The organism is Fluviicoccus sp. (assembly GCF_030646115.1).
Taxonomy (GTDB): Bacteria; Pseudomonadota; Gammaproteobacteria; order Pseudomonadales; family Moraxellaceae; genus Fluviicoccus.
The window spans coordinates 316,811-339,778 of record NZ_JAUSMX010000018.1; the positions used below are offsets into that span (position 1 = coordinate 316,811).

Below are 22,968 nucleotides of genomic sequence, written 5' to 3' on the forward strand. Positions count from 1 at the left end.
GGCCACTCGTCCGACATTATCCCTCACGATCGGGGTCCGGCTTTGCTACTATGTCGGCCTTCATTTTCCCGGTACACCCGACATGGCCCTGCTGACCCTGCGTTCCCTCTCCCTTAGCTTTGGCGGCCCGCTGTTGCTGGACAAGGCCGACTTCAGCCTGGAACGGGGTGAACGGCTCTGTATCCTTGGTCGCAACGGCGAAGGCAAGTCCACGCTGATGAAGATCCTGGCGGGCGAATTGCAGCCGGACTCCGGGGAGGTGGTGCGCCAGCAGGGACTGACCATCGCCACCATGCCTCAGGAAGTACCTAAGGGGCTGGAAGGCGACGTCTTTGACATCGTCGCCAGCGGCCTGGGTGAACCGGCCAAGCTGCTGCAACGCTATCACCACCTCAGCCATGCCTGCGAGCACGGCGATGCCAAGGCCTGCGAGCTGATGCTCGATATCCAGTCCGACATGGACGACCATGACAGCTGGTCGCTGCAACAGCGCGTGGAAGAAGTGCTCAGCCGCATGGAGCTGGATGGCGACGCCCCGCTCGACAGCCTCTCCGGCGGCCGTAAACGCCGGGTGCTGCTGGCGCAGGCGCTGGTGCAGCAACCCGACATCCTGCTGCTGGACGAACCCACCAACCACTTGGATGTGGCCAGCATCCAGTGGCTGGAAAACTTCATGGGCAACTATAACGGCACCGTCGTCTTCATCAGCCACGACCGGGCCTTCCTCGACCGCGTCAGCACCCGCGTGGTGGAACTGGATCGCGGACGTTTGCGCAGTTTTACCGGCAGTTATTCGCAATATATGGCCGAAAAGCCGCAATTGCTTGAAGCTGAGGCCAAGCAGAACGCGCTCTTCGACAAGCGACTTGCCGAGGAAGAGGTCTGGATTCGCCAGGGCATCAAGGCCCGCCGCACCCGCAACGAAGGCCGGGTGCGCGCCCTGATCGAATTGCGCCGCGAGCGCGCCGACCGCCGCGAGCGCGTCGGCAACGCCAGCATCAGCATCCAGGAAGCCGAAAAGTCCGGAAAGCTGGTGCTGGATATCCACGACATTACCGTCAAGGCCGGTGACCGAGAACTGGTCAAAGGCTTCAGCGCTGCCGTGATGCGCGGCGACAAGATCGCCCTGCTCGGTGAAAACGGCGTCGGCAAGACCAGCCTGATCCGGGTATTGCTGGACGAAGCACCGGCTGCTGCCGGAGATATCCGTCGCGGCACCAAGCTGGAAGTCGCCTATTTCGACCAGTTGCGAAACCAACTGGATGAAGAAAAGTCCGTGCTGGACAACATTGCCGGCGGTTCCGACTTCATCGATATCAATGGTGAGCGCAAGCACGCCCTCAGTTACCTGCAGGACTTCCTGTTCACCCCGCAGCGCGCCCGGACCCCGGTCAAGGCCCTGTCTGGCGGTGAGCGCAACCGGGTGCTGCTGGCGCGGCTATTCAGCCGCCCGTCCAACCTGCTGGTCATGGACGAACCCACCAACGACCTCGACATCGAAACCCTGGAACTGCTGGAAGACAAGCTGGACGCCTATCAGGGCACCCTGCTGCTGATCAGCCACGACCGCGCCTTTGTAGACAACGTTGTGACCGGCTCCTGGGCATTCATGGGCAACGGTCAAGTAGAGGAATTCGTCGGGGGCTACACCGACTGGCTGCGTCAAACCGCCAGCCGGACCTCCGCCGTCGCCAGCGCCAAAGCCCCGGTGAAGGAAAATTCACCCGCACCACTTGCCGAAAACAAAGAAAAACTCTCAATTCCCAAAAAGAAATTGAGCTACAATGACCAGCGCGAATTAGCGGCGCTGCCCGAACAAGTGGCGGCGCTGGAAGGCGAACAGAGTTCCTTGCAGTCTCTTCTGGATGATGCCGGTATTTATACCCGTGACCCCGATGCAGCCCTGAAAGCCACTCAACGCCTGGCTGAAATAGAAGAAAAACTGCTGATGTTGCTTGAGCGCTGGACCGAACTGGAATCATAGGATTTGCCGGCGCGTGCTGACCCGTATTGAGGAGAAAACAATGATTCGTGGAAGTCTTGCTGCCGCTTGTCTGGTGCTGGCCGGTTTGGCCGGTTGTGCATCACACGGGCCCACCCCCCAATTGCAGGCCACCTACAATGCTCCGGGTGGTGCTTACTCGGTCAGCCTGAGCAGCCAGGCTTTTCAGGGCAAACCAGAACTCACAGAGCAATGCGAGCCCTACGGCGGCAGCCTGAATATCTGGGACAGCAAGAACCGCTTCTTCCGCATCGACTATCTCAATCTGATTGAACACCCCACCGTCCGCCCTCCTAACTTCGCCAGCGACCGCACCCTGAACGATATGGTGATGGGTTATTATCTGGGCGACGTGCTCGACAAGGAAAAATCCATCCTGGAACGGAAGATGCTGTTCAAGGACACGGTTAACAGCGCCGCCGGCGAAGGACTGCTGGCCATCATCAGCATGAAAATGGCCTTGGGCAGCCTGCCCCCGGAAGCATTGGATGATACGGTGTACTACGGTTTCTTCGTTATCCGTCGCGGCGACTTCTCCTATATCGTCCAGCACCGTCAGGAAATCTACCAGCCGGAACGCATGAAGGCGATGCTGGTGACCTTGGCTACGGACATGACTATTCCCGGCAAAGGCTACGAACAGCGCATCGTGGATAACATGGGGGTTGTCGATCAGGTATTCGGGTCCCAATCCGAAATCGATGCATGGAAAAAAGCCCAGAACTGCATCTGAACCGATGAAAATGATGCTCTGCCGGCGCACGCGATTGAACGCCTGTTCCATCATGTCATGCAGGCGTCGGCTGTGGATATTGATGGCTGTGCTGGGCATGACCTGCCTCAGTACGGCATCTGCAGCACTCTCCGCCAAATCTCCCGCCTATGCCGTCATGGGTGAGCGCCTGCAAACCCTGAATCACCAAATCCTTGCGGATCGCTCCCGTCTGTCCGGCGTCGCTGAACAATACCTGTCCAGCGGCGACCTTTCCGAAGAAGACTTCAACTGGCTGAAGATCACCGCTGAGAAATACGGCTTGCAACCCCGCCGCCGGGGTGATGAAAACTTCTTCAAAGCACTGTTGAGCCGCATCGATGCAGTCCCGCCTTCGCTGGCGCTGGCGCAAGGCTGGCTGGAGTACGGTTGGCTGCTGCCAAAGAACTCCGCCGAAGCCACCCCACGCTCAGGCGCTGCCCGGATGCTGCCTCCGGAGGACATGCATGCGTGGGTGCACGCCCTCAATACCGAAGACCGCTATGCCGCTTTCCGCCGCCTGCGGGAAGACTTGCGCCGCCGTCATAAACCGTTGACCGCGAAGGCCCTGGCCCCCGCGCTGGAGCCGATTACCAGTGAAGGCCCCCGCTACACCGCACGCATCAACACCGTCATCCACCGGCTCCGCCTGGATCGCTGGGACCCCAAGACCTAAATCCGAGCGCCCGCCATGCCAACATCCAACCACACCATCATCGTCTACAACCGGAATGTCCGGCTGAATGTCCGCATCTGGGGTGCGTTTTCGCCCGAGCGTCCGGTACTGGTTCTGGTGCACGGCTTTCCGGACAACAGCCTGGTATGGAGCGACATTGCCGAACGACTCATGGGACGTTACTGCATTGTTGCGCCGGATGTGCGCGGTGCCGGAGGCTCCGATATTCCGGTCCGCACCCGTGATTACCACCTGGAATATCTGGTCGAGGATCTGGCCGCCGTTATCAACACCGTCAGCCCGAACCAACCGGTGCATCTGGCCGGGCATGACTGGGGCTCCATCCAGTGCTGGGAAGCAGTCACCACGCCGCTGTTGCAAGGGCGCATTGCTTCATTTACATCCATTTCCGGCCCCAGCCTGGACCATGCCGCCTTCTGGATGCAGCAAACCTTCCAGGGTCCGCATGACCAGGCCCGCCGACAGCGGGTGCTGAACCAGTTACTGCACTCTTGGTACATTGCCTCTTTCCACCTGCCGCTGGTTCCGCGTCTGACCTGGCGGCTGGCTTTCAACAAATGGCCTGAAAGCGTGGCAACGCTTCACTCCGCTCTGCAGCGCGAACAATTTCCCACTCAGGCCAGTGACGGCTTGCACGGCATCAAACTGTATCGCGCCAATTTCCTGAAACGGCTGTTTCGTCCCGAAGGCCGCTGGACGGATGTCCCGGTGCAATTGGTGGTGCCGACTGAAGATATCTTTGTGACCCCCGGCCTGTTTGACGATCTGGCGGGTTGGGCGCCCAACCTGTGGCGGCGTGACGTCCGGGCCGGGCACTGGGTCCAGCTGAGCCACCCTGACCTGATTGCCGGTTACTTACGGGAATTCATCACTTTGCTGGAGTCCGGCGAGCCATCCGCCGGTTTGCTGAACGCACGCATCAAACCCGCAACGGACTGACCGGAAACCACCGTGCGCGATCTCTGGCGCAAACTACCGAGTCTCTGGCGCTGGATGGCGATATATTAGCCGACAACCCTGCTTAACTTGCCGTCCTGATTGGCACGGCCGTTCCTGATACATAACCGTCGCGCCATGACCCGACTTTGCATGTACAGGAGTTCCGCTATGCCCCGATTTCGCTTGATCATCACCCTGCTTTGTATGGGCTTCCTGTTCACCACCCTTCCGGCCCGCGCTGACAGCGACGATGACCTAGCCGAATTGCGGGGAAAACTGGGCAACGAATGGGTGGAAGTCCGCAACGACCGCAAGCGTAACATTCGCACCTGGATCAAACAGGAGGACCAGAAACGTTTCCGCTCGTTTAAGGTTGAGGCCACACTGGAAGGCTCACTGGAAAACTATGTCCACATCATGCTGGACTTTGACAATTACCATAAATGGTACTGGGAGGTGCTGGAGTCACGCCTGCTGAAAAAGGTATCGGCCACGGAGTACTACCTCTATTTCCGCCACCGGACACCGCATGGCGTCCCCCCGCGTGACGCCGTGCTGCATGCCACCGTGGAGCCCCAAAGCCGCTCCCGCAACAGCATTACCATGACCGTCAAGGCCGAACCGGAGTTCATTGCCCCCAAAGCCGGAACGGTGCGCATGGTTGCCGAGGACATGACGGTGCGTTTCACGCCTCTGCCGGGCAACCGCGTCAAGGTGGATGCCGAAGGCTATGTCGATCCGGGCGGCCTCATTCCGGCATGGGCAAACAATTACGTGCAGCGCGCCGCCCCATACAGCATCATGGTCGGCATGCAACGCATGCTGGAAAACCGTGACCCGGCCGCCAATCGCACCCCCCTGCCATTCCCGGTGCTGAACTACGGAGACCTGAGTTTCCGCTGAGGAACAGCCGGCTGGTCAACCACTCACATCCAGGCCAAGCCGGTTCAGCGATGGTACTGGCCGCTGAACTCATGCACCGCCTCAATAAAGGCCCCGGCATTGACCGGGTCCACATGCTGGTCAATGCCGTGACCCAGATTGAAGACATGCCCGTCACCCGGCCCGAAAGATGCCAGAATCCGCTGCACTTCCTGACGAATTTGCGCCGGTGAAGAGAACAGCACGGACGGGTCCATGTTGCCCTGCAAGGCCACACGACCACCCACCCGTTGCCGGGCCGAGCCAATGTCAATGGTCCAGTCCAGACCCAAGGCATCGGCGCCGGTATCCGCCAGGCTTTCAAGCCACAAACCGCCACCCTTGGTAAACAGGATCACGGGAACCCGACGGCCGTCGTGTTCGCGAATCAGGCCATTGACGATTTTGCGCATGTACGCCAGCGAGAACTCCTGATAAGCCGCCGCTGACAAGGCTCCGCCCCAACTGTCGAATATCTGCACAGCCTGTGCACCGGCGCGAATCTGGGCATTGAGATACAGCGTCACCGAGTCCGCCAGCTTGTCCAGCAGTTGGTGCATCAGTTGCGGCTCACGGTACAACATAGTCTTGGCGGCACGAAAATCACGGCTGCCGCCACCTTCCACCATGTAGGTCGCCAGCGTCCACGGGCTTCCGGAAAAACCGATCAGCGGCACACGACCGTTCAAAGCACCGCGAATCGTCTTGACGGCGTTGATCACATAATCCAGGTCTTTTTCCGGGTCAGGCACCGGCAGCGCCTGGATATCGGCCTCCGTCCGCACGACCTTGCGGAAACGCGGCCCCTCCCCCGTCTCAAAATACAACCCCAACCCCATCGCGTCTGGAATGGTCAGGATATCGGAAAAGAGGATGGCGGCATCCAGCGGGTAACGCTCCAACGGCTGCAAGGTAACTTCGCAAGCCAGATCGGCATTCTTGCAGAGCGCCATGAAATCACCGGCCTGTTGACGGGTAGCCCGATATTCCGGCAGATACCTCCCCGCTTGCCGCATCATCCACACGGGAGTGACATCAACAGGCTGGCGGGCCAGCGCACGCAGGAAACGATCATTTTTCAACGGGGTCATGGCGACTCTCACAAGCAGCAAGGCGGAAATGGGTAATATTGTACCTGCTTTTACCTTCCGGCGGATGGCGCGGCAATTTATCGTCCGCTACTGGATTTTTTCCGCCGGTAGTGCAAACTGAGAGTCAAAATCCGCCACAACAATTAAAAACAGCTTACGGCCCTTCTCCATGGACAGTCCCGCCACTATCGGTTTCCACCAAGCAGTCGCCACGACGCCGGACTGGGAGCGCTCAATGCTGCGCGCCTTGCCGTGGATGGCCATTGCCACCGATGTCAATGGCGTCATCCGGCATGCCAATCCCGCTGCCTGCCATCAATTGGGATTCACGGAGCAGGAGTTGCTTAACCGCACCACTATACTGTTGCTGCATGATCTGGGTCAGGTTCAACAACGCGCTGTCCAACTGACTGCCGAATGGGAGAAGCCCGTACGGCCTGGGCTAGAGGCCCTGACGATGGTGGCGCGGTCACGGGGCGGTGATCAATTTGATTGTGACTACCTGCGCAAGGATGGCAGCACCCTGCCGGTCCAATTGAACGTCACGCCGCTGATGGCTCCGGATGAGTCCTCGATGGGGTTTATGTTTACGGCCCGTGAAAGGGATCTTAAACCCGCCGCCCCTGCAGACCTACCGGAAAGCCCGGAAAACAGCTTCCGGGAGTTTCTCGACGGTACCCATGATCTGGTGCAAAGCATCACACCGGACGGGCACTTTCTCTATGTGAATCGCGCTTGGCTTCGCACCCTGGAATATCTAGTAGACGACCTACCGCAACTAACGCTGGTCGATGTCATCCATACCGCCAGCATGGGTCAACTGGCTTTCCTGTTCAAGCAAGCGCTGTCCGGGCATCGTCACAGCCGACAGGAACTGATCCTGCGCACCCGCAGTGGCGCAGAAATTATTGTCGAGAGCAGCAACAGCTTTTCCTATGAAAACGGCCGCCTTACCGCCATTCGCTCAATTTTTCACGACATCACCTCCCGCAAGCAGCAAGAGCAATTACTGGCCGACCACCAGCGCCAGCTTTCCAGCGCGAATGTCAAACTGGCGATGCTGGCCACCACCGATGCCCTGACCGGCCTCAAGAATCGCCGGGTGTTCGATGAGCGCATGGATTATGAATGTGAGCGCGCCATGCGCCAAAAGACGCCGCTGTCGCTGCTCATGCTGGATGTAGACCACTTCAAGGATTTCAACGACGAATTCGGCCATCCGGCCGGTGACCGCGTCTTGCAGCAGTTAAGCCTGCTAATGTTGCAGAACAGCCGCAGTATCGACTGTGTCGTGCGTTACGGGGGTGAGGAATTTGCCTTGATTCTGCCTAATACGCCGCTGGATGGAGCGCTGATCGTCGCCGAACGGTTCCGGGAAACGGTCATGAAACAAGACTGGAAAGGCAGCGGCATCACCGTCAGCGTTGGTGTCGCCAGCCTGCTTCCTCAAAGCGATGCCGATATCCAGACCTTGATTGACACGGCCGACCACTGTCTTTACGAGGCCAAACACGCAGGAAGGAATCGTATATTCCCGGCCATTGGCTCTGTATCCTGAAGTGAGCCTTCCCGAAAGCTCGCGACAAGGCTAGCCATACACAGATATACGGCACTGCGTCAAGGGCTTGGAGCAGCGAACGGATCAAATGCATCTGTTTTTCCCGTAGGCTGCTCAGACAGACCATCGGTGGCGGACACGCCCTCCGGTGCGGCTTCGGGCATTGACAGGTCAGGTTCGGGAGCCAACTCTGGTACATCGCCATACCGTGCCGGCGGCGGAGCATCAATGGCTGGCTCCAGAACTGGAACCTTGTCCACGTAATCAAATAACTTGGCGGGACCGGGCAATCCCTGCGGCAAGCTGAAGTCCTTGGTGGCGGCCTCCCCCATCGCCAACTCCCGGGTAACATAATTTCCAAATACCACAACGTATTGGGTCTTCCCGTCATTTCGCTGGGCAAAGTAGGCAAACAACTCTTTGTCCGGACGCTTGGCCAGATATTCCTTGACCACCTCCTCGTCGTCAGACTGCATGACTTGCAGGGTCCAAGCCATGCCGCCTTGGGCGCGAAGCCAGTCTGCCGTACGGTATTGGGGGCCATGCGACTCCGGCGTCGTCGCTACATAATCCGTGGGAGGGACCAGCGTCAACAATTGGCCAAGATCCGGCGTAAACTGCGGTTTTTCCTTGAGAAAAACATCCTGGATGGCCGGCTCTGCGGTTGTTTTCCGGCTTTTGAGGGCAATGGCTGAGATATCCAGCACCAACAGCAAAGCTAAGGCGGTGAGCGCCACGCCCCATGCCCTCGAATCGACGCCGGTATTCATCACGAGGGTCTTCCCAAATCAGCACCCGCCGCCAGTGTTTCCATTAACAACTCCGGAGAATAATCAGCGGATACTACGGCATGTCCCATCCCCATCATCAGGACAAGCCGTAATTGACCGGCCTGAACTTTTTTGTCTACCGACATCAACTCCAGAAACTGTCCGGGCGATATCTCCGCAGGCGGCACGACTGGCAAACCGGCGGATATCAGCAAATCCCGAATGCGTGCCACCTCAGGTTTGGACAGCCATCCCAAGCGGCAAGAAAGATCGGCGGCCATCAACATCCCGGTCGCCACCGCTTCGCCATGCAGCCACACCCCATAACCCATGGCGGTTTCAATGGCATGGCCGAAAGTATGCCCCAGATTCAGCAAGGCTCGCAGATCAAGACTTTCAAACTCGTCGGCTACCACCACTTCAGCCTTATGCCGGCAAGAACGGAAAACAGCTTCGGCCATCACGGATTTCTGACGCCCCTGCAACGCCGCCATGTTTGATTCCAGCCAACCAATAAATTCCTGATCCCGGATCAACCCATACTTGATAACTTCGGCCAGTCCTGCCGAATATTCCCGGTCACTCAGGGTGTCCAGCACCGTCATGTCAGCCAGCACAACTCGCGGTTGCTTGAACGCACCGATCATGTTCTTGCCCAGCGAATGGTTGACGCCTGTTTTGCCGCCCACTGACGAGTCCACCTGCGACAGCAAGGTGGTGGGTATCTGAATAAAATCCACTCCGCGCTGATAACAGGCAGACGCAAAACCCGTCATATCCCCCACCACTCCGCCGCCCAAGGCAATAATAGTGCAGTCCCGGTTAAACCGGTTTTCCAGCAGCGTCGTGAAAATGGCGTTGATTTGATCGAACGTTTTAAACTGCTCACCATCCGGAAGGATATGCTCACGGATTTGCTTGCCTGCCTTAGCCAGAGCCTCAGTGACCACCCGTAAATACAATGGAGCGACCGTGGTGTTGGAGACAATCAGAACCTGCAGGCCCCGGATAAAGGGAAGCAGGAGATTGTCTTTCTCCAGCAAATGCTCACCGATATAGATGGGATAACTGCGATCGCCAAGATCAACCAGAAGTGTTTGCATGATATGACGCGACAAGTGACGGAGATTTATTTTACCGGAGTCAGGCCAAGTGTCTGCAGAATTTTTAGTGCCAATTCCCGTGCAGAACCATCCGAAGTGGCAATAATCAGATCGGCAACCTGTCTGTAAAGCGGGTCGCGTTGCTCGAACAGTTCTTTCAACCGTTTTTCGGGATTCTGCGTTTGCAGCAAGGGGCGGTTTCGGTCGTGCGCTGTTCGCTCGATCTGCATGGAGACAGGGGTATACAAGTAAATGACGGTGCCACGGGACTGAAGAGCCTGACGATTGGGATGGCGCATGACGCTGCCGCCCCCGGTTGCCAAAACAATATTCCGGACTTGGGTTAATTCGGCAATCATCGCCTCCTCACGCCGCCGGAAACCTTCCTCACCTTCCTTGTCAAAAATCCAGGGAATGCTGGCTCCGGTCCTGACCTCGATCTCATGATCGCTGTCCACAAACCTCCACCCCAGCATTTCAGCCAGATAACGTCCAATGGTTGTCTTGCCGGCCCCCATGGGGCCGACAAGAAACAGGCTGGCTTCGGTACGCAAGCTGAACTCCGCTACTGCTTACTTGCCTGCAACCGTATCCGTCATCAAACGAGGTGTCACGAAGATCAACAACTCAACCTTGTCACTTCGCTTGATCTCCTGTTTGAACAAACGGCCCAGATAAGGAATATCGCCCAGCACCGGCGTCTTGATCACGCCTTTGTTCGACGACTCCTTGAAAATCCCGCCTAAAACCACGGTCTGACCATCATCCACCAGAATATTGGTAGTCACCCGATTGGTATTGATCGTTACGGCACCGTTGGCAAGTACTTCACCCAGACTGTCGTTATTGACAAAGAGTTCCATATTGATGCGACCGTCGGGTGTAATGCTGGGCGTTACTTCCAGCGACAGCTCGGCATTCACAAACTTGACCGATGTCGCACCACTCGATGTGGACTCCTGATAAGGGATTTGCTTACCCGTGGCTACACGGGCTTTTTGCTTGTCTGCCGTCAATACACGCGGTGTGGCGATTACCTCTCCGTGTCCATCGGATTGCAAGGCTGACAACTCCAGATCCAGCACAATATTGTCGGAGTCCATGATCCCCAGCGCCAGAGAGCTGGCACCAGCTTTATCAATCCCCAAGTCCACCGCTAAATCCTTGGGTTTAGTAATTTCATAAGTTCGGAGCCCAGTGGTTGTGTCGATGGCCACCTTGCGCAGATCATCCAGAGTCGTGGTTGACCCCCCTGCCATCAACCGCTTGTTGGAGCGGAAGTTGTCATGGGCGACCCCCCACTTGACACCCAGTTCCTTGGCAAAACTGCTGTCAGCCAAGACAATCCGAGCCTCAATCATCACTTGTTTGACCGGAACATCCAGTTTGGCGATCAGCTCACGGATTTCATCAATTTTCTTGGCCGTGTCCTGAACAACCAGCATATTGGTTCGGGCATCAACCGAAGCACTTCCCCGGGGGCTCAGCAAGGAATTGGTACCTGACTCCGAACCGGCACCCGCAGTGCCTGAAGAGATCAGCGACTGGATATCCGCCGCTTTGGCATAATTCACCTGGATAAATTCAGTTCGCAAAGGTGCAATTTGCTCGGATTGAGTCTGACTTTCAATTTCCAAGCGTTCACGGGCCGCAATTTCATCCGCAGGCGCCACCAGCATCACATTACCGACGGTGCGTTTATCCAGTCCTTTGGTCTTAAGTATCAGATCAAGCGCCTGATCCCAAGGCACGTTTTGCAAGCGCAAGGTAATACGACCCGATACGGTATCACTGGCCACCAGATTCAAAGAGGTGAAATCAGCGATCAACTGCAGAACCGACCGAACTTCAATATCCTGAAAATTCAGGGAAAGTTTTTCACCGGTATAGACAAATTCCTTCCGGCGGCGCTCTTCTTTAAGAACCGGTTTGACGCTGATGGTCATTTCGGTATCTGTCTGATAAGCCAGATACTCGAATTCGCCTTGCGGCTGGATAACCATGACGCCGTTATTGCCTTCGTTGTAGGACTCAATCAATTTAACCGGTGTGGCAAAATCCGTGACATCCAGCCGGCGGCGCAGTTTCTCAGGCACCTTGGCGCCCAGAAAACGCACAAAAATCTTATTGCCCTGTTGCATGACATCAACGGGTATCGAGGATTGCGACAAACCGATCAGCACTTGGCCGTCACCTTGCTCGCCTCGGCGGAAGTCCACATTCTCTACCTGCAGCGCGGCTGTCCTGGAGGCCTTTTGTGCGGCAACCGGAGCCTGTGCGGTGACAGGAGTAGAGGACGGAGATAAAGTCTGGTTACCAACTGCAAGAGCGGAAGCCCCTTGCTGCTCACCTTTCCCAATACGGACAACGAGATTGTTACCCTCGACGCGCGTTACGTATCCGCTTGTCTCACCCAAATTAACGACAAGGCGAGTTCTTTCCTGATTATCAATCACCGTCAGGCTGCGAGCATTACCATTTCCAAGAGAGAGATATCGAGAGGGCAGCCCGTTACGCGTATTGGGCAAATCAAATACCAGTCTCGCAGGCTTATCGATTTTGTAAGATTGCAACTGCGGCGGCGTCTGGTCAAAGGCCAGTTTAACTTCGATTTCGTCGCCGGGGAGCGTCACAAAATCAATCTGCTTGAGGAGCATACGCTCGGCGGCGGCGGCAAATTGCACCAGTGACATCAAACCAAGGCCCAACACCAAACGGCGTACCTTGAAGCCAGCCCCTGCAACCTTGTTATTGTTCATGTTGATCCGATTGATCATTTCATTCTCCTGGCCGAATTGGCTCATTTGTCGGCCATAACGATACTGCGAGGACGCTCGACCCAACCGTCGCGCCCATCCGGGACAATTTCCATCAGACTAATCTGACTTTGTGTAATCTCGGTAATGCGGCCATGATTTTTGCCAGCATAACTACCTACTTTTACACGCTGCACACCGCCATCACCGTCTTCGATCAAACCGTAGAGCAGAGAACCCGGTCGTTGCAAGGTTCCCCGCATCCGCAGTGACTCCAGATTGAATTTCTCCAGATACTCCTGCGGACGGGAGAAGTCAGGCACAACAGGCTTGTCGCCCTGCCTCACCTTGATCATCATCTCGGTTTCAGGAGGCGTAAACGGGCTTCGCAACTGGTGAGCCGCATAGGTAAAGGAAGGCATTGGCGTAAATTCAGGAGGAGGCTCAACCCGGCCGCGGGGCTGTTTGCGAATGGCGTCCATACGCGCCTTGACTTCATCAAACCCCGTAGAACAACCTGTCATTCCGGATGACGCCACTATCAACAGCAGGGCTGACACTAAAGTTTTCTGCATGATCACGCCCCCCCCTTAGCAGTGCCTTTGGCTCCGGCGTCCTTTTTACTTTTCGCACCGGAAGAATCATCCTCCGCACCAGCCTCTTTATATCGATAGGTTTTCGCCGTTATTTCCATCGCCAATACAGGAGCACCACTATCAGCCAACCGGTTTTGCAGCGTTGATATCTTGTAGTCATGGAGTGTGACAATTCGCGGCAAAGCAGACACACCACTGATAAACGCACCAAATGCATGGTAGTCGCCGTGAACCTTGATATTGATTGGCAGTTCAGCATAAAACTCTTTGGAGGCCTCGGTTCCCAAATCAATACCGTCAAACTCAAGCCCGCTGCCCAAGCCGGTGTGCGTAATGTCCTCCAGCAAACCAGGTACTTCGGTATCCTGAGGCAATTGACGGAGCAGGGAACCGAAAGAATCCTCCATGTCCTTCAACTGCTTTTTATAGACGTCCAGATTGTTCGCCTTAAATACCTTTTCTTCAAAATCCTGCAACAACTGCCCTTGTTCTTCCTCACCGCGCGCAAGAGTTTCGCGAAGGCCAGATATATCAAAAACGTAGCCAAGAATCAGGACAACAACAAAAACGATGATGTAGATCAAAACCTTGACAGCTTGGGGCCATGACCCGATATTTTCGGGATCCAAGGTGTTCAGCGTGTTGATAAACTCCTGCAAATCAAATTTCTTGGAGTTCTTGCCGCCGGCCTTTTCCAGGCTTATGCCCTTAAGTTTCATTTGGCCGCCTCCTTCTTGGCTTTATTGCTCTTCTTCGAGGAAGCCGATGTTTCATCCAGTCCCGACTCAGGCGCCTCCAACTCTACCGTCAAGGTAAAGTCACTGGTCTTGGGCTTGTCAGACGCTCCCTTGGTGCCTGCTTGCTTGGTGCCTGCTTGCTTGGTATCGCTGGAGGTCACACTGGCCAGCACCGGGTTTTTGAACCAAGCGGACGCATTGAGGTTACGCAAGAATGTCGCCACCTGATTATTGCTCTCGGCCACACCCGTGATCGTGAATTTATTTTCCTTTCGCTCAATCAGCTTCAGGAACAGTTTATCCGGCACCGCCCGAACCAGATCATCAAAGACCCTCACGATAACCGGCCTGCGGCCCTGCAAATCCTGAATAACCTTCATCCGCGCCAGCAATTCATCCTTGCGTTTTTGAAGCTCGTCAATTTCGGCAATCTGCTTGTCAAGCACCACAATTTCAGACTTGATGAAGGCCTTCTGCTCTTCCTGATCCCCGATCTGAGAACTGACCAGCATGTGAAAGAAGAGCAGTAACACCAGTGCTACCAAGGCTACCGCCATATTGATGACTAAAAACTCCTGCTTGCGCTGGGTTCGGAGTTCCTGCCGCCACGGTAATAGATTGATCTTCGCCATCAGTCAAAACTCCTCAGTGCCAAACCGCAGGCAATCATGAGCGCCGGCGCATCATTACTGATGGCCGCTGCGCTGATTTGCGGAGCGAAAGACATATTGATGAACGGATTGGCTACCGTCACGGGAGTTCCGATCTTTTCCTGCACCACTTGCGAAAGCCCGGCTATGGATGCCGAGCCACCAGCCAGCAGGATATGATCAACATCATTGAACTGGCTGGACGAGAAGAAGAACTGCAGCGAACGCGTCACCTGCTGAACAACCGCCTCCTTGAACGGCCGCAATACTTCCGGCTCGTAATCATCTGGCAGCCCGCCTTCTTTCTTCAGACGCCCCGCTTCTTCAAATGAGAGGCCGTAACGACGCTGAATCTCTTCAGTCAACTGCCTGCCACCGAACAACTGTTCGCGGGTATAAATGATCTTGCCATCATTCACCACGTTCATGGTGGTCATGGTGGCTCCGATATCGATGATTGCGACCGTACCCTCCCGACCGCAGGGAAGACTGTCCACCAGCAGGCTGAACGCCCGCTCCATGGCATAAGCCTCGACATCGACAACCTTGGCAGTCAATCCCGCAATAATCAGGGAGTCAACCCGCAACTCGATGTTCTCGGTTCGCGAAGCTGCAAGCAGCACACTGACCCTCTCCGGATTTGCCGGCGAGGGCCCGACCACCTCAAAATCAAGATTGATTTCATCAAGCGGATACGGAATGTACTGATCCGCTTCGAGCCGAATCTGCGATTCACGCTCGTCATCGGACAGGTCCGCATCCATTTCAATGGTTTTGGTAATGACTGCGGAACCGGCAACCGCCACAGCCGCATTGCGGCTTTGGGGCTTGGCACGGGCCAGGAGCCGTGAAACAGCTTCACCGACGCCCTCGACATCCGCAATATTTTTTTCGACCACTGCATTTTGCGGCAGTGGTTCGACCCCATAGCTCTCCACCCGGTAGCGGTCACCCTGGACGCTCAGTTCCAGAAGCTTCACCGATGTAGAGCTGATATCCAACCCGAGAAGGCTGGCGTTCTTTTTCATCAGAAAGGGCAGCACGGCATTGGTTCCCTTTTATTTTTTTAGTGAAAATGTGGACTTACGCCACATTCATACCCAAAAGCATTAAGTAGTAGTCTTAACACGACTGCAATTGCCGCACAAGTGCTTCTTGCGGCTATAATCCCCCATCGCTATGTGGTTCTCACTAGACCTGACTGGATTCCCTGATCTGCAATGAATCATTCCGAAGCTTCCTCCAGCCGCACGCGCACCCTTGCCGCGGCCATGTTTGCGGGTATGCTAAGCCTAATACTATTGGGCTGTGGCGTCTATTTATATCTCAGCCCGCAATTGCCAAACGTTGAGCAACTCCGGGAAATTTCTCTCGAAACCCCCCTGCAAATTTACAGCCGCGACGGAAAACTTATCAGTGAGTTTGGCGAGAAGCACAGCCGCCCCCTGAAGTTTGATGAAATTCCCCCGCTTTTTGTCCAGGCCTTCCTGGCAGCCGAAGACGACAACTTCTTCAATCACAGCGGCATCAGCCTAAAGGGGCTGGCGCGGGCCATGGCGGATATTGCCCAAACCGGCTCCATCCAGTCCGGAGGCTCCACCATCACCATGCAGGTTGCCAAGAATTACTTCTTGTCATCCCGTCGCACGTTCAGCCGCAAATTCACCGAGATCCTTCTGGCCAGAAACATTGAACATGCCCTGACCAAGCAGGAAATCATGGCGTTGTATGTCAACAAGATCTTCCTGGGACAACGGGCCTACGGCATCGGGGCTGCCGCTGAAGTTTACTATGGTAAAAATGTTACGCAACTGTCTCTTGCCGAAATGGCGATGATTGCCGGGTTGCCCAAGGCACCCTCCAAATACAATCCCGTGGTTAACCCAAAGCGCGCACTTGAGCGCCGCGACTGGATACTGGGGCGCATGTTGCGCCTCAAATACATTGATCAACTTCAGTACGATGCTGCCATCGACGCTCCCGTTGGCCTGAACTTCCGCCCTCCAAAGACCGAGGTTTACGCCCCTTGGCTGGCTGAAATGGTTCGTGCGGCACTGGTGGCTCGGTTCGGGGAAAAAATTCAGGGCGCCGGATACCGCATCTATACCAGTGTCCACTCCGATAACCAGAATGCAGCCGTCCGCGCCGTTATAGACGGGCTGAGTGCTTACGACCGCCGCCATGGCTGGCGTGGCGCAGAAGCGAATGATGTACCGCTGGCAGGCTTTTATGAAGCGGGGGGGCTGACGCCAGCCAAGGTCACCGGTATCGAGAAGCGCGCCGTCACCGCCATCCTCAAAAACGGCGCGACGATTCGCATTGAGTGGCCTGGCCTCAGCTGGGCAAGACCCTACAAAACTGTGAACAGCCTAGGCGCTTCGCCCGGAAAAGCGGGCCAGATTGTCAAGCTCAACGATATTATCCGTGTACGGAAATCCGGCAACGCTTGGCGTTTGTCACAAATTCCGGCAGCACAGGGACAACTGATCGCCCTCAACCCGGATACGGGCGCCATTGAAGCGCTGGTTGGCGGCTTTGATTATGGGCGAAGCCAGTTCAATCGCAGCCTGCAGGGGTGGAGGCAAGCTGGCTCGACATTAAAACCTTTCATTTATACCCTGGCGCTGGAGCGGGGCTATACCCCGCAGAGCATGATCAACGATGCGCCTATGACGGTCGGCAACTGGTCGCCCAGCAACTCGGATGGCGAGTACATGGGCCCCATCACTCTCCGCCGCGCCCTTTATCTGTCGCGCAATCTGGTTTCAGTGCGGCTGTTGCAAGCAGTTGGTGTTGACCGGGCCCGATCCTATCTGGACCGCTTCGGTTTCATGGATGACCAACTTCCCAAAAACCTGACCCTGGCCCTCGGTACGGCGCAGGTTGTGCCGGTGCAAATGGCTACCGCCTACGCCGTGATTGCCAATGGCGGTTATCGCATCAACCCCTACTTCATTGAGCGTATTGAAGACGCACGCGGCAATGTCCTGTTCCGGGCCACTCCGGAACAAGTATGCCGGGAATGCGAACATCCCGTTATCACTGCGGAACCGGCCGGCCCGACTACGCCGACCGCCGAATCCGATGCGCCGGTCGAAATTACCGGCCAAGGCTCGGACATCACTGTCACCCCTCCTCCGACTCCGCCCGTTGCCGTCATTGCCTCGGAACTTCCCGCTTATCCGCCGGCCCGCCGGGTCATGGGGGCCAAATCCGCGTACCAGATGGCCAATATTCTCCGCGATGTGATTCTGCATGGCACTGGACGGGGTGCTTTGAGCCTGGGGCGCAGTGATATCGCCGGAAAGACAGGAACCACCAATGACGCCAAGGATGCCTGGTTCGCCGGTTTCAACCCGCGCATGGTGGCAGTAGCCTGGGTCGGCTTTGACAATCCTGCCCCTCTGGGTCGTCTGGAGTATGGCGGTTACGCGGCCTTGCCGATCTGGAACGATTTCATGAAGGTGGCATTGGCCCCCCTCCCCGACCAATGGCTGACTCCGCCGGGCGGCATGAAAGCAGCTACACCCGCATCGGGCAGCGGCAGCGCCCCGGTAACACCTGATGCTGATCCGGCCGCCACTGACCCGAACGAAGCCGTCACCCCTGATACCCCGCCCGTGCAAACATCTCCCGACGAGATTTTTTGACCCCCATAAAAAAACCCGCCTCACGGCGGGTTTTTTTATACAGCACAACCGGAAATCCGGCAGCGGGTCTTACTTCTTGACCACACCGCGAACGCCGAAACGCTGCTTGAACTTGTCGATACGGCCGCCGGTGTCAACCACCTTCTGCTGACCGGTATAGAACGGGTGGCACTTGCCGCACACGTCCAGATGGATGTTCTTGCCCAAGGTGGAACGGGTCTGGATGATATTGCCGCACGAACAGGTGGCGGTGATTTCTTCGTAACGCGGATGGATATCGGCTCTCATGATGCACCTAAAAAAAAGAGTGGTGGATTGGGTGTCGCCCCCCTGCGCTTTTCAGGAGTATTCCGGCAGGAACGACACGCGACCATTCTTTTGGCCTACCCTGACAGTCTCTTCGTCAGAGCCAGACACAACAAGGAGGCGGAATATAGCAAAAATGAGTGGCGGACACACTTGTTTTTTGGCGTGTCGTCGTTAGAATTGCGGACTCATTAACGGTCATGCCGAAATAGCTCAGTCGGTAGAGCAACTGATTCGTAATCAGTAGGTCGGAGGTTCGATTCCTCTTTTCGGCACCATGCGCCCTCCTCCCATGTCCAGATCCTCCAAAAAAAAGTCCCGCTCCCCGGAGTTACCGGCTGAAGACCCTCGCCCGTCCGTCGAATTGGCTGGCATGGGTGTACGCTTGATGTGCGCTGTCTATGACGCCTTGCTGATCATTGCCCTCAATGCGGTGGTCGGCGCCATCCTGATCGGCATCGCCACGCCGGACGAAGCCTCGGCCCGCCATCAAGCCACGGTCTTGTCCGGCGATTTCCGCCGCTTGGTGCTGTTTCCGGTCATGGTGCTGACGACCTGGCTGTTTTACGGCTACTTCTGGCGGAAACAGGGGCAGACCCTGGGCATGCAGACTTGGCGCATCCGGGTCATTCGCCCGGACGGCAGCCTGCTGGGGTGGGCCGACTCTTTCGGGCGCTGTGCTGCCGCCATGATCTTGCCGGCGGTTTGCGGCCTCACCGCCTACGTACTTTACCGCAGTCCCGGCCTGTTCATAATCAGCCTGCTCTTCGGTTTTGCCGGCAACTATCTGTGGGCTTTCCTCCATGGGCGCGGGGTCGCCTGGCACGACATGCTGTCCAGAACCGTCGTCATCCGCGTCCCGTCGGAAACCGGCCCCAAAAAAGATTCCCCGGACTGATTTTCCGGAAATGAATCAGTGTCCGGGCCTCCAGCCGTTCACCAGCGGATAGCGGCGGTCACGACCAAAACCACGCGTGGTAATGCGTGGACCAATTGCCGCCTGCCGTCGTTTATACTCGTTGAAATCCACCATTCGGATGACCCGATAGACCGTCTCACGATCAAAACCGTCGGCAATAATCGCCTCGGCGCTTAAATCCTGCTCTATGTAGCTCTCCAGAATGGCATCCAGCACCGGATACGGCGGCAGGCTGTCTTCATCTTTCTGGTCCGGCGCCAGTTCAGCGGACGGCGGACGGTCAATCACCCGTTGCGGAATCACTTCCTGCCCGTCACGGGCGTTGCGGTATTCAGCCAGCCGGAAGACCAGGGTTTTGGGCACATCCTTCAGCACATCAAACCCACCCGCCATATCCCCGTAGAGTGTGGCATAGCCTACCGCCATCTCGGACTTGTTGCCGGTGGTCAGCACCAGCCAGCCCTTCTTGTTGGAAATAGCCATCAGTAACACGCCACGGGCGCGTGCCTGAAGATTCTCCTCGGTCTTATCCTTGGCCAAACCGGCAAAAACCGGCTGCAGAATTTGCTGGAAGGACTCAACCGCCGGAGCAATTTCCAGCACTGAGTAACCCACCCCCAGCGTGGCGGCCTCTGCCGCTGCATCTTCCAGACTCATCGACGAGGTATAATGGAACGGCATCATCACCGCCTGCACCCGTTCCGGCCCCAACGCATCCACGGCAATGGCCAGCACCAGTGCGGAGTCGATGCCGCCGGACAATCCCAGCACCACGCCTTTGAACCCGCATTTATTGACATAGTCACGGACCCCAACCGTCAATGCCTGATACACCGCTGACTCAACGCCCTGCGGACGCGCCCGAACACCAGTCTCAAAACACAAGTCATCCAGACGGAATCTGACCAGCTCCAACTGCGCGGCGAACAAGGGCAACTCCACCGCCACGCGGCCATCTGCATCCATGGCGAAAGAGCCTCCGTCAAAGACCAGTTCATCCTGTCCGCCCGCCAGATTCGCGTAAACCACCGGCAAACCGGATTCCCGACACCGGTCACCAACAACTTGCAGGCGCTCTGCCTGTTTACCGATATGGTAGGGCGAGGCATTGAGGTTCAGCACCAGTTGCGCCCCCGCCGACTTCAGCGCTGCCATTGGCCCGGCGTGCCAGATGTCCTCGCAAACGGTAAGGCCCAGCCGCACGCCCTTGAAATCGAAGACAACGCTTTCATGGCCCGGCTCGAAATAACGGCGCTCATCAAATACCTGATAATTCGGCAGTTTTTGCTTGGCATATTCGACCAGGCAGCGGCCATCCAGCCAGGCGCCCGCCAAGTTATAGAGATCACCCTTTCGCCGTTGCGGATAGCCGATGACGACCAGAATGCCGCGTATGCCCGCCACCAGTTCAAGTGCAGCATTGACTCGCAGCTCCAGGCTGGGCCGCAGCAACAGGTCTTCGGGGGGATAGCCGGTCAGGGACAGTTCGGGGAATACAATCAGATCCGCCCCCATCGCACGGGCGCGGTCGGCCAGTTCAACGGCTTTACGGGCGTTCCCTTCAATATCACCCACCCAGAAGTCCTGCTGAGCAATCGCAATCGACAATGACATATCCAAATACCGGCTTGCAGCGGAAAGCGCATAGGATAGACTAGCGCGATTCCCTGCAAAAGTCCGAAAACGAGGCGTCGATGATTCGTTTGATAGTTGTGGCAGCCATTGTCTGGCTGGTCATCTCCCTCATCCGCCGCAGCCTTGCCGGCCCATCGTCCCAAGAACCGGCTCCACCGGCCGCCACCGCCATGCATGCCTGCCGCTATTGCCGGGTCAACATTCCTGAAACCGAGTGTGTCCGTTCCCAGGGACATTATTTTTGTTCGGAAGCCCACCGGGACGCGTGGCATCGGGACAACCCATGACTGCGGCGTCTACCTTTCATGCCGGTGACGATAACGACTGGCGGCTGCTGCGGGTCTATGTTTACTACCGGTTGGTGCTTGCGATTTTGCTGGTCGGACTTTTCGCCATCCGGCCGTCCACGCCCCTTTTGGGCGCCGACAACCCCTTTCTGTATCTGATCTCCAGCACGATTTACCTGCTGATCTGCGCCGCCAGTTTGGTTCTGACCGGCAAGCTGCGCACCGAGCCGCGTTTCCAGGGATTAATGCTGACGCTGCTGGATATTGTCGCCATCACCCTGATCATGCACGCCAGCGGCGGACCCAGCATCCAGCTGAGCATGTTCTATCTGGTGATTGTCGCGGCCGGGAACATTCTGCTGCCCGGCAAACAAGGGCCGCTGATTGCCGCTGTCGCCACGGTTGCCGTGCTGTATGAACAGTTTTACTCCATTCTCAGCAATGCACAAACCATAGACCTGCAAACCCTGGTGCAGTCATCGCTGCTCGGCCTGAGCTTTTTTGCCGTGGCCCTGTTCAGCCAGATGATCAGCCATCGTTTCCGGCAAATGGAAGCGCTGGCGTGGGAAAGGTCTGTCGAAATCGCCAATCTGCAACAACTCAACGAGCAGATCGTGGAGCGCATGCACACCGGCATTCTGGTAGTGAATGAAGGCCGCCGCCTGATTTTGATTAACAATGCCAGCCGCCAGTTACTGGGTGTGGAAAGCGTTTTTACCGGAGTCAACCTTCAGGAAATATCCGCCCCGCTGGACGAGGGCTTGGTGGCCTGGCGCCGCCACCAGATGATCCGGCCACTGATTTTCAAGAACCAGCCCGGCTACCCTGAACTCAGTGTCACCTTCATGAGCCTGGGCAAAGGTCGGGGCGCCAGCTTTACCTTGATATTCGTGGAGAATACGGCGCAAATGACTCAAAAGGCCCAGCAATTGAAACTGGCGTCGCTGGGCCGGCTGACGGCCAGCATTGCCCATGAAGTCCGGAACCCGCTGGGGGCCATCAGTCACGCCGCCCAGTTACTGGCCGAGTCACCGGTGATTGAGGGCCCGGACCGCCGATTGCTGAACATCGTCCAGCAACACTGCGTGCGGGTAAACGGCATTATTGAAAGTGTGCTGCAACTGTCACGCCGGGACAAGTCGCTGCCAGAGCTGATCCTGCTCAGCCAGTGGCTGGATATTTTCCTTGAAGACATGCGCCACATTCATCCGGACATTGAGATCGAAAAGGAATGTGACTCCGGACTGACTGTCCGTTTTGATCCGCAGCAACTGTATCAAGTGGTCACCAATCTGGTGTCCAATGCCATCCATCACGGAAGCCTCAACGATAACCGTACTGTCAGTATTGTCTGTGACGAGGATATCGTCAGCAAACTGCCGTTTCTTGAGGTTCGCGATCACGGCCGTGGCGTTCCGTCGGAACAAATGCGGCACTTGTTTGAACCGTTTTACACAACCGGCAATAACGGCACCGGACTGGGGCTGTATATTTCCCGCGAGTTGTGTGAAGCTAATCAGGCGCATCTGGACTATATCCCCCAGGAGTCGGGGGCCTGTTTCCGGATTACTTTCTCGCACCCTAACCGATTGATATAAGC

Annotated in this window: 21 protein-coding genes and 1 tRNA gene; 11 read left to right on the top strand and 11 right to left on the bottom strand. The window is 56.6% G+C overall.

All coding sequences use genetic code 11. The features are described 5' to 3' along the window. Positions 1–82 precede the first annotated feature (82 nt). The 5 genes from Q7T36_RS13370 (at position 83) to Q7T36_RS13390 (ending at position 5,292) form a co-directional block, all read left to right on the top strand. Positions 83–1,984, top strand: coding sequence for an ATP-binding cassette domain-containing protein (locus tag Q7T36_RS13370; protein ID WP_304849396.1), 1,902 nt, complete (start codon positions 83–85; stop codon positions 1,982–1,984). 40 nt (positions 1,985–2,024) lie between these two features. Next, complete coding sequence (locus tag Q7T36_RS13375; RefSeq protein ID WP_304849399.1) at positions 2,025–2,735, top strand: hypothetical protein; 711 nt, start codon at positions 2,025–2,027, stop codon at positions 2,733–2,735. A gap of 52 nt (positions 2,736–2,787) precedes the next feature. Then, positions 2,788–3,429: a hypothetical protein gene (locus tag Q7T36_RS13380; RefSeq protein WP_304849401.1), complete on the top strand. Its 642-nt coding sequence runs from the start codon at positions 2,788–2,790 to the stop codon at positions 3,427–3,429. Positions 3,430–3,444: 15 nt separating this feature from the next. Then, entirely contained in the window at positions 3,445–4,389 is a 945-nt protein-coding gene (locus Q7T36_RS13385; protein WP_304849404.1) for an alpha/beta fold hydrolase, read from the top strand. 168 nt (positions 4,390–4,557) lie between these two features. Then, positions 4,558–5,292 (top strand): hypothetical protein, encoded by a 735-nt coding sequence (locus Q7T36_RS13390; RefSeq protein WP_304849407.1) that lies wholly within the window; start codon positions 4,558–4,560, stop codon positions 5,290–5,292. Positions 5,293–5,336: 44 nt separating this feature from the next. Here Q7T36_RS13390 and hemE read toward each other — a convergent pair whose 3' ends face one another. After that, on the bottom strand, positions 5,337–6,401 hold the full coding sequence (gene hemE, locus Q7T36_RS13395) for a uroporphyrinogen decarboxylase (RefSeq protein WP_304849410.1): 1,065 nt from the start codon (positions 6,399–6,401) through the stop codon (positions 5,337–5,339). A 169-nt stretch (positions 6,402–6,570) separates the two neighbouring features. Here hemE and Q7T36_RS13400 point away from each other — a divergent pair, with 169 nt between their 5' ends. Beyond that, complete coding sequence (locus Q7T36_RS13400) at positions 6,571–7,959, top strand: sensor domain-containing diguanylate cyclase (protein ID WP_304849413.1); 1,389 nt, start codon at positions 6,571–6,573, stop codon at positions 7,957–7,959. A 59-nt stretch (positions 7,960–8,018) separates the two neighbouring features. On the opposite strand, the gene Q7T36_RS13405 is transcribed toward Q7T36_RS13400, so the two are convergent. Genes Q7T36_RS13405 through Q7T36_RS13440 form a run of 8 tightly spaced genes read right to left on the bottom strand, consistent with a single transcriptional unit; the run spans position 8,019 to position 15,614 of the window. Continuing rightward, complete coding sequence (locus Q7T36_RS13405; RefSeq protein WP_370690133.1) at positions 8,019–8,729, bottom strand: SPOR domain-containing protein; 711 nt, start codon at positions 8,727–8,729, stop codon at positions 8,019–8,021. After that, entirely contained in the window at positions 8,729–9,832 is a 1,104-nt protein-coding gene (aroB, locus tag Q7T36_RS13410) for a 3-dehydroquinate synthase (protein WP_304849419.1), read from the bottom strand. The genes Q7T36_RS13405 and aroB overlap by 1 nt, the downstream gene beginning before the upstream one ends. A gap of 26 nt (positions 9,833–9,858) precedes the next feature. Beyond that, a complete protein-coding gene (gene aroK, locus Q7T36_RS13415; protein WP_304849422.1) occupies positions 9,859–10,386 on the bottom strand; it encodes a shikimate kinase AroK in 528 nt (175 codons plus the stop codon). 18 nt (positions 10,387–10,404) lie between these two features. Next, entirely contained in the window at positions 10,405–12,609 is a 2,205-nt protein-coding gene (pilQ, locus tag Q7T36_RS13420) for a type IV pilus secretin PilQ (RefSeq protein ID WP_304849425.1), read from the bottom strand. Positions 12,610–12,632: 23 nt separating this feature from the next. Beyond that, positions 12,633–13,163 (bottom strand): pilus assembly protein PilP, encoded by a 531-nt coding sequence (locus Q7T36_RS13425; protein WP_304849428.1) that lies wholly within the window; start codon positions 13,161–13,163, stop codon positions 12,633–12,635. Between the two features lie 2 nt (positions 13,164–13,165). Continuing rightward, positions 13,166–13,903: a type 4a pilus biogenesis protein PilO gene (locus tag Q7T36_RS13430; RefSeq protein WP_304849431.1), complete on the bottom strand. Its 738-nt coding sequence runs from the start codon at positions 13,901–13,903 to the stop codon at positions 13,166–13,168. Continuing rightward, positions 13,900–14,553 carry a PilN domain-containing protein gene (locus tag Q7T36_RS13435; RefSeq protein WP_304849434.1) on the bottom strand — a complete coding sequence of 218 codons (654 nt, stop codon included), beginning with the start codon at positions 14,551–14,553 and terminating at the stop codon, positions 13,900–13,902. The genes Q7T36_RS13430 and Q7T36_RS13435 overlap by 4 nt, the downstream gene beginning before the upstream one ends. Next, the gene (locus tag Q7T36_RS13440) at positions 14,553–15,614 is read right to left on the bottom strand and encodes a pilus assembly protein PilM (RefSeq protein WP_370690124.1); all 1,062 of its coding nucleotides are present in this window, start codon (positions 15,612–15,614) and stop codon (positions 14,553–14,555) included. Before Q7T36_RS13440 ends, Q7T36_RS13435 begins: the two co-directional genes overlap by 1 nt. Before the next feature lie 177 nt (positions 15,615–15,791). Here Q7T36_RS13440 and Q7T36_RS13445 point away from each other — a divergent pair, with 177 nt between their 5' ends. Next, a complete protein-coding gene (locus Q7T36_RS13445; protein WP_304849437.1) occupies positions 15,792–18,221 on the top strand; it encodes a penicillin-binding protein 1A in 2,430 nt (809 codons plus the stop codon). 69 nt (positions 18,222–18,290) lie between these two features. Here the strand turns inward: Q7T36_RS13445 and rpmE are convergent, their stop codons facing one another. After that, positions 18,291–18,509, bottom strand: a complete 219-nt coding sequence (gene rpmE, locus Q7T36_RS13450; protein ID WP_304849440.1) for a 50S ribosomal protein L31 — start codon at positions 18,507–18,509, stop codon at positions 18,291–18,293. A 220-nt stretch (positions 18,510–18,729) separates the two neighbouring features. On the opposite strand from rpmE, the gene Q7T36_RS13455 reads away from it, so the two are divergent. Then, positions 18,730–18,805, top strand: a tRNA-Thr gene (locus tag Q7T36_RS13455). Positions 18,806–18,819: 14 nt separating this feature from the next. Beyond that, complete coding sequence (locus Q7T36_RS13460) at positions 18,820–19,425, top strand: RDD family protein (RefSeq protein WP_304849443.1); 606 nt, start codon at positions 18,820–18,822, stop codon at positions 19,423–19,425. 15 nt (positions 19,426–19,440) lie between these two features. Here Q7T36_RS13460 and Q7T36_RS13465 read toward each other — a convergent pair whose 3' ends face one another. Beyond that, positions 19,441–21,060, bottom strand: coding sequence for an NAD+ synthase (locus Q7T36_RS13465; RefSeq protein ID WP_304849446.1), 1,620 nt, complete (start codon positions 21,058–21,060; stop codon positions 19,441–19,443). Between the two features lie 80 nt (positions 21,061–21,140). Between Q7T36_RS13465 and Q7T36_RS18010 the strand changes: the two genes are divergently transcribed. Together Q7T36_RS18010 and Q7T36_RS13470 are read left to right on the top strand one after the other, a co-directional pair. Beyond that, complete coding sequence (locus Q7T36_RS18010) at positions 21,141–21,368, top strand: PP0621 family protein (protein ID WP_370690125.1); 228 nt, start codon at positions 21,141–21,143, stop codon at positions 21,366–21,368. Continuing rightward, a complete protein-coding gene (locus tag Q7T36_RS13470) occupies positions 21,365–22,966 on the top strand; it encodes a PAS domain-containing sensor histidine kinase (RefSeq protein WP_304849449.1) in 1,602 nt (533 codons plus the stop codon). The genes Q7T36_RS18010 and Q7T36_RS13470 overlap by 4 nt, the downstream gene beginning before the upstream one ends. The last annotated feature ends 2 nt before the right edge of the window (positions 22,967–22,968 follow it).